This is a genomic window from Streptomyces sp. NPDC050528 (genome assembly GCF_044457795.1).
Lineage (GTDB): Bacteria > Actinomycetota > Actinomycetes > Streptomycetales > Streptomycetaceae > Streptomyces.
Window position 1 is genome coordinate 319,875 of sequence record NZ_JBITHH010000006.1, and the last position, 14,112, is coordinate 333,986.

Annotated in this window: 12 protein-coding genes; 6 read left to right on the top strand and 6 right to left on the bottom strand. The window is 70.0% G+C overall.

The window, feature by feature from the left end:
• Nucleotides 1-35: 35 nt before the first annotated feature.
• The 5 genes from ACIBK4_RS22860 to ACIBK4_RS22880 all read right to left on the bottom strand — a co-directional run bounded on the left by ACIBK4_RS22860 (nt 36) and on the right by ACIBK4_RS22880 (nt 6,224).
• Complete coding sequence (locus ACIBK4_RS22860; protein ID WP_398996909.1) at nt 36-2,000, bottom strand: ATP-binding protein; 1,965 nt, start codon at nt 1,998-2,000, stop codon at nt 36-38.
• Nucleotides 1,997-2,632 (bottom strand): DUF4255 domain-containing protein, encoded by a 636-nt coding sequence (locus tag ACIBK4_RS22865; RefSeq protein WP_398996911.1) that lies wholly within the window; start codon nt 2,630-2,632, stop codon nt 1,997-1,999. Before ACIBK4_RS22865 ends, ACIBK4_RS22860 begins: the two co-directional genes overlap by 4 nt.
• 43 nt (nt 2,633-2,675) lie before the next feature.
• Entirely contained in the window at nt 2,676-3,305 is a 630-nt protein-coding gene (locus ACIBK4_RS22870; RefSeq protein ID WP_398996913.1) for a LuxR C-terminal-related transcriptional regulator, read from the bottom strand.
• A 70-nt stretch (nt 3,306-3,375) separates the two neighbouring features.
• Nucleotides 3,376-3,957: a hypothetical protein gene (locus ACIBK4_RS22875; RefSeq protein ID WP_398996916.1), complete on the bottom strand. Its 582-nt coding sequence runs from the start codon at nt 3,955-3,957 to the stop codon at nt 3,376-3,378.
• 194 nt (nt 3,958-4,151) lie between these two features.
• Nucleotides 4,152-6,224 (bottom strand): BTAD domain-containing putative transcriptional regulator, encoded by a 2,073-nt coding sequence (locus tag ACIBK4_RS22880; protein ID WP_398996918.1) that lies wholly within the window; start codon nt 6,222-6,224, stop codon nt 4,152-4,154.
• 332 nt (nt 6,225-6,556) lie between these two features.
• Between ACIBK4_RS22880 and ACIBK4_RS22885 the strand changes: the two genes are divergently transcribed.
• The 6 genes from ACIBK4_RS22885 (at nt 6,557) to ACIBK4_RS22910 (ending at nt 12,911) form a co-directional block, all read left to right on the top strand.
• Nucleotides 6,557-6,991 carry a VOC family protein gene (locus ACIBK4_RS22885; RefSeq protein ID WP_398996920.1) on the top strand — a complete coding sequence of 145 codons (435 nt, stop codon included), beginning with the start codon at nt 6,557-6,559 and terminating at the stop codon, nt 6,989-6,991.
• A 57-nt stretch (nt 6,992-7,048) separates the two neighbouring features.
• On the top strand, nt 7,049-7,873 hold the full coding sequence (locus ACIBK4_RS22890; RefSeq protein WP_398996921.1) for an alpha/beta fold hydrolase: 825 nt from the start codon (nt 7,049-7,051) through the stop codon (nt 7,871-7,873).
• A gap of 58 nt (nt 7,874-7,931) precedes the next feature.
• A complete protein-coding gene (locus tag ACIBK4_RS22895) occupies nt 7,932-8,795 on the top strand; it encodes an SDR family oxidoreductase (protein ID WP_398996923.1) in 864 nt (287 codons plus the stop codon).
• Between the two features lie 30 nt (nt 8,796-8,825).
• Nucleotides 8,826-10,481: an NAD-dependent malic enzyme gene (locus ACIBK4_RS22900; protein ID WP_398996925.1), complete on the top strand. Its 1,656-nt coding sequence runs from the start codon at nt 8,826-8,828 to the stop codon at nt 10,479-10,481.
• Entirely contained in the window at nt 10,478-11,938 is a 1,461-nt protein-coding gene (gene fumC, locus ACIBK4_RS22905) for a class II fumarate hydratase (RefSeq protein ID WP_398996927.1), read from the top strand. The genes ACIBK4_RS22900 and fumC overlap by 4 nt, the downstream gene beginning before the upstream one ends.
• 100 nt (nt 11,939-12,038) lie before the next feature.
• Nucleotides 12,039-12,911 carry an alpha/beta fold hydrolase gene (locus tag ACIBK4_RS22910; RefSeq protein WP_398996929.1) on the top strand — a complete coding sequence of 291 codons (873 nt, stop codon included), beginning with the start codon at nt 12,039-12,041 and terminating at the stop codon, nt 12,909-12,911.
• Between the two features lie 181 nt (nt 12,912-13,092).
• Here the strand turns inward: ACIBK4_RS22910 and ACIBK4_RS22915 are convergent, their stop codons facing one another.
• Nucleotides 13,093-14,109, bottom strand: a complete 1,017-nt coding sequence (locus ACIBK4_RS22915; RefSeq protein ID WP_398996931.1) for a polyprenyl synthetase family protein — start codon at nt 14,107-14,109, stop codon at nt 13,093-13,095.
• Between the last annotated feature and the right edge of the window lie 3 nt (nt 14,110-14,112).

Here is a 14,112-nt window from a genome sequence, read left to right on the forward strand (position 1 = left end):
CCGGCCGGCCGCCGACGCGGAGCCGGTTCCCAGGCCTAGAGGTCGTCCTGTCCGAGCACCAGCCGCCCGGCCTTCCGGTACTCCCGGACCGCGCCGGTCAGCAGGTCGTCGGTCGTGACGCGACCGCTCCGGCCGGCCGCGGCGTAGGCGGCGGTGACCACCGCGCCGCGGATCGAGCCGCCGGCCAGCGCGAAGTCCCTGGCGCACGGGCCGGGGTCGACACCGTCGGCGCAGGGCACCCGGGCAAGGCTCTGCCACCACAGGGCGAGGCGCTGGTCGGCGTCGGGGAAGGGGAAGTCGACCACCAGGTCGAGACGGCGGGTGAAGGCGTCGTCGATGTTGGCGCGGAGGTTGGTGGTGAGGACGGCGATTCCGTCGAAGGACTCCAGGCGCTGCAACAGGTAGGCGCTCTCCAGGTTGGCGTAGCGGTCGCTCGCCTCCTTCACCTCGGAGCGCTTGCCGAAGACCGCGTCGGCCTCGTCGAAGAGGAGCACAGCGTCGGTGCGGTCCGCATCGGCGAAGATCCGTTCGAGGTTCTTCTCGGTCTCGCCGACGTACTTGTCGACGACGGCGGACAGGTCCACCACGTACAGGTCCACGCCCAGTTCCCCGGCGAGGACCTCGGCCGCGAGTGTCTTCCCGGTCCCGGACTCGCCGGCGAACAGGGCGACCACTCCATGACCGCGTCCGCCACCGGCCCGCAGCCCCCACCGGCCCAGCACGCGCTCGCGCTGCCGGGCACGGACGACCAACTCCTCCAGCAGTGCGCGCGGTTCGGCCGGCAGCACCAGGTCCGCCCAGCCGACCGCGGGTGTCACCCGCCGCGCGTGCCGGTCCAGCGCGGGTGCCGACTGCTGCCGGGCGCCCCGCTGCACATGGGCGGCGGTCAGCGGCCCGCCCTCCAGTACGGCGAGCGTCCGCGCGGACCGGGCCGCGCGGCGGATCTGTTCAGGGGCGAGACGGTACGGCGACACGGCCGCGAGAAGATCGAACCCCTCGGCGTCCGCGCCCAGTTGGGCCGCCCAGAGCAGTCCGGTGTCGACGGCGCCGGGGGGTGCGTCGAGGCAGAGCACGTCACCGTCGGCGGACCAGCGGGGATCGAAGGGCTCGCTGCCGAACATCACCACCGGTACGGCTCCGGACGACTCCAGTGCCCGTACCAGTGCGCCCGCCTTCTCCGTCTTCTCCGGCAACGGACCGACCACGACACCCGCCCCGCGCAGCCGCGCCTCCCGCAGCAGGACACGCGCCACGTGCTCGTCCCCGTACGCCGGGTCGTACCGCAGCGCCGGAAGGCCCGCCGCCCCGAGCGTCTCGGCCGCCGTCCCGGACTCCGTCCCGCGCCCCTTGAGGTAGACGACGGCGGGGCGGGCGGCGAGGAGGGCGCCGAGCCGGGACGCGAAGGGTCCCGCGGCGGTCACCTCCGTCAGCAGCTCGACCACGCCCAGTAGTTCGCCGTCGAGGCAGGTGTCCCCCAGCAGATGCGCGATCACCCGCTCCGGTACCCGCAACCCCCGCCCCGGCAACGGCCGTTCGGCGTCCTCCAGGGTCAGCAGACCGGAGGCCGACAGCGGTGCCCCGGGATGGAAGCGCGCCCGCGCCGCCCCGTCGTGCGGTGCGAGCCCGGCCAGTTCGAGGGCGAGCGCCACACTGGCCCGCCGGCGTCCGACGTCGTCGTTGAGGTAGCCGTACAAGGGCTCGAAGTCCCGGTCCACGTCGGGTGCCAGGGCGGCGAGGAGGATGTGCGTGTCCAGGGACGTGAGCCCGAACCGGGTGGCCAACTCCCCCAGAGCATCGTCCGCTTCGGCTCCCCCGTACGCGTCGTCGAGCCGTACGGGTGCCCGCTCGTGGCCCTGCAAGAGTTGCTCCACCCGCTCGGGCGTCACATACAGCCCGCGCAGCGGATCGCCCGCCGACGTGTCCTGGGCACTGCGGGCCTCGGCCAGGGCGCTCACCCGCTCCCTCAGCAGCCCGAGCCGCTTCAGCAGGGCGTCGCTCACCGCGGCTCCCGTCGCCGTGCCGGTGGGGTCGAACCGTCGCCGGACAGGCTGCCGTCGGCGAGGTCGTGCAGCTGGGCGACGGCCGGTTCCAGCACCGGCGGTGCCACCTTGTAGTCCGGCGAGACCGGCACCGGCGCGATCACCACGACGTCCAGCGAGGGCTTGAGTTCGCCGCCGAGCGCCGACCAGATGTCGGCGATGGAGCGGGACTCGGCCGGCGGCACCCCGACCGTGAGCGGAATCGCCGCGCCCAGGGCGAGCAAGGTGCCGCCCGCCAGGTGCTCGGCGGGCAGCACCTCGTACGGCAGCAGTCCGGCGAGCACGGCGGACAGCAGCCGGTGTTCGTCCTCCGCACGCTTGGTCCAGGCCGTGACCAGGTACGACAGCCGGAACCAGCGCGGCGGCTGGCGGCGCTCCGTCACCGTTCCGGCCGCGTCGCGCAGCGCCATCGCACCACGCTCCCGACGGGCCACCTCCTCACGGATGTCGTACAGATACGCGTCCACAGTGGGCGCGTTGCGGCGGGCCGCCCAGTCGCGGGTGGGTGCGTCGAAGACGACCTCCGCCACGCCTCCGGGCAGCGCCCGGGCGCGCAGCAGCCGCCGCAGGGCCTCGTCGATCTCGTGGATCACCGATGGTTCTCCGGTTCGTCGTTCCGCGAGCGCACGAGCGGCCTCACAGGTATCCCTCCCGCAGCGCGAAAGCCACCGCGTGGGCCCGGTTGCGCAACTGCATCCGGGTCATCAGGCCGTGCAGGATGTTCTTCACGGTCCGCTCCGAGTAGGCAAGCTTGCCCGCGATCTGCCGGTTCTCCAGCCCCTCGGCCACGAACCGCAGTACCTCCACCTCCCGGTCGGCGAGCCCGGTGACCGAGGTCACCACGGAGCTGCCCGAGCCGTGCCGCCCGAGCTGGACGAGCAACCGGTTGAGCAGGTCGGGCGGGACCTCGCTGTCGCCGCGCGCGGCGGACCGTACGGCCTGCTCCAGCCGTTCGGCGGTGGCCTGGTGCCGCCACACGAAGGTGTGCACTCCACAGGCGACCGCGGTCAGCAACTCCCGCTCGCGCAGGCCGTCGACGACGAGGACGACCTGGCGGGACTCGCCGCGGATCAGTCTGCGCAGCGCCGCGGTGGCCGCCGTGTCGACCCGGTCGGCGAGCACGACCGCCACGGAGCGGCGGCCGACGGCCCGCACGGACCGTTCCAGGACCTCGATGTCCGGGTGGCCCCGCAGGCAACTGGTGACGCCGGCCCGCGACAGCGGGTCGTCGGCGTGCACGGTCACGGTGATCAGCTTCGTCGTCATGGATGTCTCCCCCATGGGGTGCGGGCCCGGGACCCGGCGTACGCCTGAGTCCCGGGCCCGGCCGGGCTGGTCAGTAGTCGCTGTCCTTGGCCTTCTGGCCGTCCGGCGCCACGGCGAACCAGGTGCCGCCGACGCCCTCGCCGCTGGTCTCGCCGGCCGCGGTGTCCTTGGAGAACCGGTAGACGGGCCAGCCGCCGATGGTCACCTGGTTGGTGCCGTCGGGCCGTTGGACCGTGGAGATCTTGTCCCGGTCCAACCCCTGGAAGACGATCTTGTCGTTGGCGAGGACCGGCGGCCAGGTCACCGCGCAGGTGCCCACACAGGTCGCCTTGGACGGGTCGGGCGAGTCCGGGTCGAACCGGTAGAGCGTGAAGCCCTCGCCGTCCACGACGGTCGCGCCGAGCTTGTCGTTGTGGCCGAGCTGCACGGTGGCGGGCCAGTAGCCCCCCGACGGATTCGTCGACTGCGAGGGCTGGGCGGACTGTGAGGCCTGCGCGGCCGGCGCCCCGCTCGCGCCGCCGCTGGATGCGGCGGCGGGCGGCACGGAGGCTGCCGAGACCGCCGCCGGACTGCCGGAGCCGCCGCATCCGGAGAGCAGCAGGACGCCGCTGAGCGCGGCGACCATGCCGAAAGATGCGTAGGAACGCGTCATTACTTATCCCTTGTTGTTCGTACACGTGATGAAGGGCGAGAACGCCCGGGAGACCGCACTGTGGTGGTCCGGCACACAGAGATGCCGAACGCGAGCGGGAGGCACATCGGGGGGTCCCATGCCGAGCGGCCACGGCGCATGCCACGGTAGGGAGCCCCGCTTGATGACGAGTGGACACCTTGTGGACGGGGCCATCAGTGCCGGTTCGGCGGGGCCCGGCCCGTCACCTCCCGTAAGGCCGACCGCGGTTGACGCCCGGCGACGAACTCCCGCTCGGGGTTGGTGTCGTCCAGGGCGTTGGAGACGCACAGGCGCAGTCGGTTCGCCCGCGACGGCGGCATGGTGACGCGGACCGTCTCACGGACCAGGTCGTGCGCGAACCGGAACGAGAACGGGTCGTCCGGCCCCGGCTCCAGGATGCCGAGGGCGGTCAGCGGCTCCAGGCGTTCGAGACAGCTCTCGACGTCTAGCCCTGCCACCCGGGCGAGCAGGCCGAGTTCGACGTCCGGCCCGATCAAAGCGGCGGCCTGGACCAGGTCCCTGATGTCGCTGTCGAGGCCGGCCATCCGGTCCAGTACGACGTCCCGCACGGTGGTCGGCACCCCGACCCGGGCCGCGGCGGCGTCCGTGAGCGCACCGCCGTCGGCGAGCAGCCGGGTCAGTTCCCGTACGAGGAACGGGTTGCCGGCCGTGCGTGCGTGGAGCGTGCGGGCGGCGTCGGCGCCGGTGGCCCGGCCCGTCTCGTGGCGAACCAGTTCGGCCACGGCGTCCGGCGTGATCGGGCCGAGCCGGAAGCGGCGGTGGCCGGATGCCCGGCTGACCGCGGCGAGTGTCCGGCACAGCCGTGGGCCGGGTACGGGTGCCCGGTCGCGCAGCGCCCCGAGGAGCACCGTGCCGCCCGGCAGCCGGACCGCCACATGCCCGAACAACTCCAGTGAGGCACTGTCCGCCCACTGGAGGTCGTCGATGACCAGAATCACCGGCCGCTCGGCCGCGGCCTCGCCCAAGACGGCGACGACGCGCTCGAACAGGTGGAAGCGGAAGCCGTTGTCGGGTAACACCGATGCGACCAGGTCGTCACAGCGCGCCTCGACGAGCCGGCCGAGGTCGTCCTGGAGCCACTTCTCCCGGGCGACGGACGGCAGGCCGCCGACGACCGTGCCGATCGCCTGTGCCCACGGCCACATCGGGGGTGTCCCTTCGCCGTTCAGGCAGCGGGCCCGGACGACGAGTGCCCCGCGCCGGCCGGCCTCGGCGGCGGCCTCCTCCAGCAGGTGGGTCTTGCCCACGCCCGGCTCGCCCTGGACGATGCCGACGGCCGTGCCACCGGTGAACGCCGGTTCCATGGTTCGCCGCAGCACCGCGAGTTCGTTGGTCCGGCCGACCAGACCGCCGACCGTACTCGCCCGCGAGCCGTCGCTGTCGCTGTCCGTATCCGTCGCGGTCGCCGGGGCCGGGGGTTGCGTCAGCACGTTCCGGTGCGCCTCCAGCAGCGTCGGACCGGGGTCGACCCCGAGGTCTTCGACAAGGCGGGCACGGACCGCGCCGAACACGGACAGCGCCTCCGCCTGCCGGCCGGCAGCGGCGAGGACGCGGACGAGACCGGCCTGGACGGGTTCGTGCAGGGGCGCCATCGACGCGGCCAGGCGCAACGCGGGAAGCACCCGCTCGGGCCGGGGCAACGACACCGCGAGGTCGGCCGCCGCCACACACGCCTCGTACAACTCGGCGTCGAGGGCGGCGAAGACCGGTGTCATGGTGCGCCCGTGGGTCAAGCCGTCGCCTGCCGGACCGTTCCAGAGCCCCAGCGCCTGCGTGTAGTGGTCGAGTGCGGCTTCGTGACGCCGCTGCGCGCGGGCCTCTTCGGCTCTCGCCACGTGCTCGCGGAAGACGACCAGGTCGAGCCTGCCGGAGGCGACGGTGAACAGATAGCCGTTGCCGCGGCGAAGGATGTACGAGCCGACGCCCCGGACGGGGAGTCCGGGTTCCAGCAGGCGTCGCAGGACGCCGACGTACTTGTGGATGACGTTCAGGGCACTGGCCGGTACGTCGTCGTCCCACATCAGGTCGATGAGTTCGGGGACACTGACCGGCTTGCCCTCTCGTGCGAGAAGCAGCGCGAGCAGGCGGGTCTGCTGCCGCGGGCCGGGGTCCAGTTCGACACCGTCGTGCCAGAGCCTCGGCGGACCGAGGATCTGCAGCCGCAGGGAAGCCTCATCGGTCGGCCGGCCGTAGTCGGACGGGATGGAACGAGTCGGTACCGCCACGCCTGCAACTCCCGATGTACTCATACGGATTCGATGCAGGCCCGGTACTCAGAGGTGTGATGGCGTACCTACCGGACAGGGGCGGTGGGGGCGCTGCGCGACCAAGACAACCGGCCAGGTGTCCACGGCACGTTTACTTCCGCTCCACGGATCGTTGACGCGTGTCGCGCCTGCCGTCCGCCCAGGAACTTACCTATTCTCCACCGACCCGGCATCCACAAAGCGTCCACTGTCCGTCAATCGATTCTCCGTACTCTCGACCGGAGAATACGAACACGGATCATCGTAAATCGCATCCGTGGGATCTCACCTTTCCGCGAATGGAGCCAGGAATGACCGAGTCGGCCGCACCGGCCACCAACGGGCTGCATCACTTCGCTTTTACCGTCCGGGATCTCCAGGCCAGTATCGCCTGGTATCAGAACGTTTTCCAGGCCGAATTGGTGGACGGGGACCTGCCGCACTACGGCCGCGAGTGGACGGGGTTCGCGCGGCTGGTGATCGAGCCGCGCACCGGACTGGCCATCGGCCTGCACCACAACGAGAAGAACCAGGGCGAGGAGTTCGACGAGATCCGTACCGGGCTCGACCACATCGCGCTGCGCGTGGAAGGACGCGAGGGACTGGAGGCGTGGGCGGACTGGCTGGACGCTCTCGGCGTCGCACACTCCGGCATCCAGAGCAAGAAGGAGCCGTTCGTCTTCTCGACCATTGTCTTCCGGGACCCGGACAACATTCAGCTGGAATTCGTGGCCCTCGACGTCTGAGGGCCGAAAGCCGTCGGCACATTCCGAACTGACCACACCTTAAGGCGAGATACAGAGATGACCGAATTCACGACAGCGGACGGTGTGCGGATCTTCTTCAAGGACTGGGGGTCCGGCCGGCCGATCGTCTTCAGCCATGGCTGGCCGTTGTCGTCCGACGACTGGGACCCCCAACTGCTCTTCTTCCTCCGTCAGGGGTTCCGGGTGATCGCCCATGACCGGCGCGGCCACGGCCGTTCCGCCCAGGTGGACCACGGCAACGACATGAACCACTACGCCGACGACCTGGCGGCCCTCGTCGAGCACCTGGACCTGCGCGACGCCGTGCACGTGGGCCACTCCGCAGGCGGCGGAGAGGTGGCGCGCTACATCGGCCGGCACGGCGAGAGCCGAGTCGCCAAGGTCGCGTTGATCGCGGCGGTGACCCCGTCCGTCGTGCAGACGGCCGACAACCCGGCCGGTGTCCCGAAGGCCGCCTTCGAAGGACTCCAGGCCCAACTGGCCTCGAACCGCTCCGAGTTCTACCGGGCGGTGCCGTCGGGGCCGTTCTACAACTTCGACCAACCGGGCGTCGAGCCGTCCGAAGCGGTCATCGCCAACTGGTGGCGCCAGGGCATGACGGGCGGCGCCAAGGGCCAGTACGACTGCGTCGACGCGTTCATCCACGAGGACTACACCGAGGACCTGAAGAAGATCACCGTCCCGGTCCTGATCATGAACGGTGACGCCGACCAGATCGTCCCCTACGCCACGTCGGGCCCACGCGCGGTGGAACTCGTCGAGAACGGCGAACTGAAGACGTACGCCGGTCTGCCGCACGGCATGCCGACGACCCACGCGGAAGTCGTCAACAAGGACCTGCTGGCGTTCATCCGGTCCTGATCCCTCCAGTGGTCCCACACCCAGCCCAGCATTTCCACACGGAAGGAGCCATGTCCCCATGGGGAATTCGAACCTGCGGAACGTCCTTGTCACGGGAGCCGGTACCGGATTCGGCTACGAGGTCGCGATGCGCCTGGCGGAGAAGGGTTTCGACGTCATCGCCGCCGTCGAGATCTGGGCCCAGGTGCAGACCCTCAAATGGCGTGCGGCCGAGCGGGGGGTCAAGCTGCGGGTCGAGAAGCTCGACGTGACCGATGCGGGCGACCGCCGGAAAGCACTCGGCTGGGGCGTGGACATCCTGGTGAACAACGCCGGTATCGGCGAGGGCGGTTCGACGGTCGACATACCCGAGTCGAACATCCGGAACCAGTTCGAGGTCAACGTAACGGGACCGCTCGTGCTCACCCAGGGCATCGCGAAGCAGATGGCCGGGCGGCGCGCCGGCCGTATCGTCTGGGTCTCCTCGCGAGAGGGCCTGAACGTCAATCCCTTCACCGGGATCTACGCCGCGTCCAAGCACGCGGTCGAGGCGATCGCCGAAACCATGGCCTACGAACTGCAGGAGTACGGCGTCGAAGTCGCGACGGTCAATCCGGGACCGTTCCTGACCGGCTTCAACGACCGCATGTTCCAGACGTGGGTGAGCTGGCAGGACGACGCGTCCGAGCGTCTCTTCGACTACTCCGAACTCGCTTTTCCCCGGGCGCAGTTCGATCCGGAAGCCGTCTACGCGACGCTGACGGCCGTCGCCGCCGGAGAAGTCGACAGCTTCCGCAACCTGGAACCGAAGTCGATGATCGAGGAGACGAGAAACCTCCAGGAGGTTCCGTGGGTGCGCAAGGTCACCGACGGCCTGGGCACACGGCATCAGGCCATCCAGCGATCGTACGACATGGAACCGGAGACGCCGGTATCGGGCTGAGCCCTCCCCCCACCATTTCGGAGGAACGCCATGCCTATCAAGCCAACCGTTCTGCAGGACCCTTATCGCAACCGCGGCACAGCCTTCTCACTGGAGGAGCGCGCGGAACTCGGGATCGTCGGCCGACTGCCGTCGACGGTGGAGACACTGGACGAGCAGGCTGCCCGTGCGTACGCCCAACTCCGCGACCAGCCCTCCGACTTGCACAAGTACGTCTACCTCAACCGGGTCCTCAACCAGAACCAGGTTCTCTACTACAAGCTCCTGGGTGACCATCTCGCCGAACTGCTGCCGGTGGTCTACGACCCGACCGTGGGCGATGCCATCGAGCAGTGGTCCACCGATTTCCGCGACTCACGGGCGGTCTACCTGTCGATCGACCGGCCGGAGGAGGTACGGGCCTCCTTCGCGTCGCTCGGGATGGGCGCCGACGACGTGGATCTGATCGTGGTGTCCGACGCGCAGGCGATTCTCGGCATCGGCGACTGGGGCGTGAACGGTACCGACATCTCCATCGGGAAGCTCGCCGTCTACACGGCCGCCGCCGGCATCGACCCCAACCGCGTCATCGCCGTCAACCTGGACGTCGGCACGGACAACGAACAACTCCTCAACGACCCGCGCTACCTCGGAAACCGTCATGCGCGGGTGACCGGCGAACGCTACGACGAGTTCATCGGCCTCTACCTGAGGACGGCCGCGGAACTCTTTCCCGACGCCCTGCTGCACTTCGAGGACTTCGGACCGTCGAACGCGCGGCGGATCCTGGTCGAGAACGCCGACACGTATCGGATCTTCAACGACGACATGCAGGGCACCGGCGCCATCGTCATGGCCTCGGTGTTCTCCGCCCTGAAGGTGACCGGCCAACGCTGGGCCGACCAGCGGCTCGTGGTCTTCGGCGCCGGCACCGCGGGAACCGGCATGGCCGACCAGATCCACGCGGCGATGCTGCGCGACGGTGCGACGCCCGAGCAGGCGAGGGACAACATCTGGCTCGTCGACGTCCACGGCCTGGTGACCGACGACATGCGCGACCTGCCCGACTACCAGCGGGCCTACGCTCGGTCCGCGGCCGAGGTGGACTCCTGGGCCGACGGCGACACCGGCCTGCTCGCCACGGTCGAGCACGTCGGGCCCACCATCCTCATCGGCACCTCCACCGCCCACAACGCGTTCGCCGAGGACGTCGTCCGCGCCCTGGCACGCGGGGTGGAACGGCCGATCCTGCTGCCGCTGTCCAACCCCACCAGCCGCATCGAGGTCATGCCGTCCGACGCCGTGCACTGGTCCGAAGGCAGGGCGCTGATCGCCGTCGGCGTTCCCGTGCCGCCGGTCGAGTACAAGGGCGTCACCTACACGATCGGGCAGGCCAACAACGCGCTCCTGTACCCCGGACTCGGTCTCGGCTCGATCGTCTCCGGCGCCCGTCACGTGACCGACAACATGCTGCTCGCCGCGGCCGAGGCCGTCGCCGGCCAGGTCGACGTGTCGCGGCCGGGCGCCGCGCTGCTGCCGCCCATCGAGAACCTGAGGGCGTCGTCGGCCACCGTCGCGATCGCCGTCGCCGAGGCCGCCGCCGCTGACGGAGTCGCGACGAAGTCCCACGACAACCTGGTGCAGGCCGTCCAGGACGCCATGTGGCAGCCGGTGTATCCGACCGGCGTCGACGAGGAGCGGCCATGAGCCGTGACACCCGGCCGGCGCCGGCGATGAGGGACGTACCGATCGGGGTCCGGGCGAGCGGAACACGGAGGGAATTCGACAGCATGGGCACCGTCGAGGTGCCGGCGAACCGCTACTGGGGTGCGCAGACGCAACGGTCGCTCACTCACTTCTCCATCGGCGGCGACCGAATGCCCAAGCGGGTCTACCACGCCTACGGCTATGTGAAGAAGGCGGCGGCGCTGGTCAACGCCGCCGCCGGACGGCTGCCCGAGTGGAAGACAGCGGCCATCGTCCGGGCCGCGGAGGAAACCATCGCAGGAGACCTCGACGAACACTTTCCGCTCTTCGTCTGGCAGACGGGATCCGGCACCCAGAGCAACATGAACGTCAACGAGGTCCTCGCCAACCGTGCCTCACAGTTGCTCGGCGGCACGCTGGGCACCCAGCAGCCGGTCGGCCCGAACGACGACGTCAACATGGGGCAGTCGAGCAACGACACCTTCCCGACCGCCATGCACATCGCCTCGGTGCAGGAGATCGACGACCATCTCCTGCCCCAGGCAAGGGAGTTGGCCGCCTGCATCACGGCCAAGGCGCAGGAGTGGGCCACCGTCGTCAAGATCGGGCGCACACACCTTGAGGACGCGGTGCCCCTGACGGTCGGACAGGAGTGGTCCGGTTACGCCGCACAACTGCGGGCCTGCGTCGAGGAGATCGAGCACGCCCGGGAAGGACTGCTCGCCCTGGCGGTCGGCGGCACCGCCGTCGGGACGGGACTGAACGCCCCGAACGGCTTCAGCCGCGAAATCGCGGCCATGATCGCCGAGTTGACCGGTAAGCCGTTCGTCACGGCCGACAACAAGTTCATGGCTCTGGGGTCGCTCGACCCGATGGTGCGTGCGCACGCGGCGCTGCGCGGGCTGGCCGTCGCCCTGATCAAGATCGCCAACGACATGCGATGGCTGGCCTCGGGCCCGCGCACCGGATTCGCCGAACTGCTGCTGCCGCAGAACGAGCCCGGCTCCTCGATCATGCCCGGCAAGGTCAATCCGACCCAGTGCGAGGCGATCGTCATGGTCGCCATCCAGGTCCTCGGCAACGACTCCGCGGTGGCCTTCGCCGGCAGCCAGGGAAATTTCGAACTCAACGCGATGCGCCCGGTCGTCATCAACAACTTCCTGCACTCCGCGCGGATCCTCGCGGACGGCATGGAGAAGTTCCGGACCTTCTCCGTCAGCGGCACCCGGCTCAACCGGAGCAGGATCGACCAGTACGTGAACGAGAGCCTGATGCTGGTCACGGCGCTGAGTCCGGTCATCGGCTACCAGAACGCCGCGCACATCGCCGAATCCGCACTCGCCAACGGCCAGACATTGAGAGAGGCGGCCCTGGCGAGCGGCCACGTCGACGAGCAGACCTTCGACTCCCTCGTCGACCCGCTTTCGATGGTCGGCCGCGGATACGACGGCGCCTGACGCACGACACCGGCAGTCCCGACACAGGAGCTCCGGCACAGGGGTTCTGACACCGGAGTTCCGCCACGATAGTTCCGACCCAAGGAAGAGAAAGAAACTGATGCTCAGACTGTCTCGCCTCCGCCGTCCTCGCGCGATCGCGGCAGCGGTGGCCCTCACGGCTTCACTCGCCCTCGTCGGCACCGGCCACGCCGGTCTGCCCACCGCCGCACACGCCCAGGACCCGGGCCCCCTTCACTGCACGACACCGGGTCACCAGCCGATCACCGTGGTCCTCGTCCACGGAGCGTGGGCCGACTCGTCCAGCTGGAACGGCGAGATCGACGAACTGCAGCGCGCCGGGTGCGCGGTGCGCGCCGCCGACAACCCCGTCGAGAACCTCACCACCGACTCCGAGAAGGTTGCCGCCTTCGTACGCGCCATCCCCGGCCCCGTGCTGCTGGTCGGACACTCCTACGGTGGCGCGGTGATCAGCAACGCCGCGGCCGAGGCGGACAACGTCGTGGGCCTCGTCTACGTCGACGCCGCGGCACCCGCTGTGGGCGAGCCCTTGAGCGCGCTCGACGGCAGCACCTCGGTGATCGCCACCAAGCCCGCCTCCGAACTCTTCGAGCAGGTCCCCGGAACTCCGGACGGGAACACGAACCTGCTGCTCACGGAGAACGCGTTCGTGAACTACTTCGGCGACGACCTGCCGAAGGCCCAGGCACGACAGTTGTGGGCCGCCCAGACCATGACCGCGACTCCCGCCATCGACACGCCTTCGCGCTACGCGGCGTGGAAGACCCTGCCGTCCTGGTACTTCATCTCCACCGGAGACAAGATCATCACCCCGGAGTCCGAACTCGCGATGGCCCGCCGGGCACACTCACACGTGACCGTCTTCCACGGCGGCTCCCACCTCACGCTCATATCCCACCCCGACGCGGTGACGGCTGTGATCGCGAAGGCGCTGGCAGACACCACTCGCTGACGCCCGTCCCCATAACGGCACAGGGGCCCGGACCAAGAGGTCCGGGCCCCTGTGCCGCGTCGCCGGGTCCACGTGGTGAACGGTGGAACTCGGTCGGTGCTCATGACGGCCAGGTGGACGCACTTGAGGCCGCCCTCACGTCAGTCATCAACTGTCGCTCCCAGCTCGGGAGTTACACCGCTCACCGTACAGACCCGGTCCTGGCCAGCAAGGAACGGCACAGCTCGTCCATGGCCTTACGGGCCGGGCTGCGAGGAAGGGCGGTCAACTGCCCCTCGGCCTCCCTCACCAGGTGGGCGAGCCGAGCCCGCGCTTCGGTGACAGCCGGGTGACCGCGCAGCAGGGCCAGGGCCTCCTCGACCCGGTCGTCGTTCTCCGGTCCGGCCGCGAGCAGCGCGCGCAGCCGCGTGTCCGCGGGATCGGTGGTGTCGGGATCGCTCGCGCGCAGGATGAGCACGGGCAGCGTCGGCACCCCCTGGCGCAGGTCGGTGCCCGGCGTCTTCCCGAATTCCTCGGCGCCGGTGATGTCGAGGATGTCGTCGGCGATCTGGAAGGCGACGCCGATCCTCTCACCGAACGCCCCGACGGCATCGGCCGTCGCCCGGTCCGCACCCGCGACAACGGCTCCGATCCGCCCGGCACCGGCGATGAGCACACCGGTCTTGTCGGCAATGACGTCGAAGTAGTGCTCCACCGGGTCGCGGTGGGCGCCGGGGCCTGCCGCTTCCAGAGCCTGCCCCCTGATGAGGCGCAGCAGCAGGTCCCGGTGGGCGTGGATCACCTCCTCCCCCAGCCCGGCGATGATCCGGGCGGATCGGGCGAGGAGGAAGTTGCCGGATCTGATCGCCGTCAGGTTGCCCCACCGGGCGTTGACGCTCGGCACACCGCGGCGCAGCACGGCCTCGTCGATGACGTCGTCGTGGTGGAGGGACGCGAGATGCAGGAGTTCCACGGCCGTGGCCGCCTGGACGACCGCCGGCTCCTCGGGGTCGCCGAAGTGCGCGGCCAGGAGCGTCATGACGGGCCGGAATCTCTTGCCGCCGGCGGCGACGAGGTGCTGCGCCGGCGCCTCCAGTTCGGGCAGGTGGCTCTTGACGGAGTCACGCAGGAGGAGGTCGACCTCCCGGAGCCTGGCCTCGATGCTCCTCCTGAGGCCGGTGTGGCCGAGCCCGCCCCAGCGGGATGTCCGTGCAGACATGTA

Coding starts and splice junctions, on each gene's coding strand:
- ACIBK4_RS22870 (WP_398996913.1), bottom strand. CDS start 3,305: ATGACGACGAAGCTGATCACCGTGACCGTGCACGCCGACGACCCGCTG.
- ACIBK4_RS22875 (WP_398996916.1), bottom strand. CDS start 3,957: ATGACGCGTTCCTACGCATCTTTCGGCATGGTCGCCGCGCTCAGCGGC.
- ACIBK4_RS22885 (WP_398996920.1), top strand. CDS start 6,557: ATGACCGAGTCGGCCGCACCGGCCACCAACGGGCTGCATCACTTCGCT.
- ACIBK4_RS22890 (WP_398996921.1), top strand. CDS start 7,049: ATGACCGAATTCACGACAGCGGACGGTGTGCGGATCTTCTTCAAGGAC.
- ACIBK4_RS22895 (WP_398996923.1), top strand. CDS start 7,932: ATGGGGAATTCGAACCTGCGGAACGTCCTTGTCACGGGAGCCGGTACC.
- ACIBK4_RS22900 (WP_398996925.1), top strand. CDS start 8,826: ATGCCTATCAAGCCAACCGTTCTGCAGGACCCTTATCGCAACCGCGGC.
- fumC (WP_398996927.1), top strand. CDS start 10,478: ATGAGCCGTGACACCCGGCCGGCGCCGGCGATGAGGGACGTACCGATC.
- ACIBK4_RS22910 (WP_398996929.1), top strand. CDS start 12,039: ATGCTCAGACTGTCTCGCCTCCGCCGTCCTCGCGCGATCGCGGCAGCG.
- ACIBK4_RS22915 (WP_398996931.1), bottom strand. CDS start 14,109: ATGTCTGCACGGACATCCCGCTGGGGCGGGCTCGGCCACACCGGCCTC.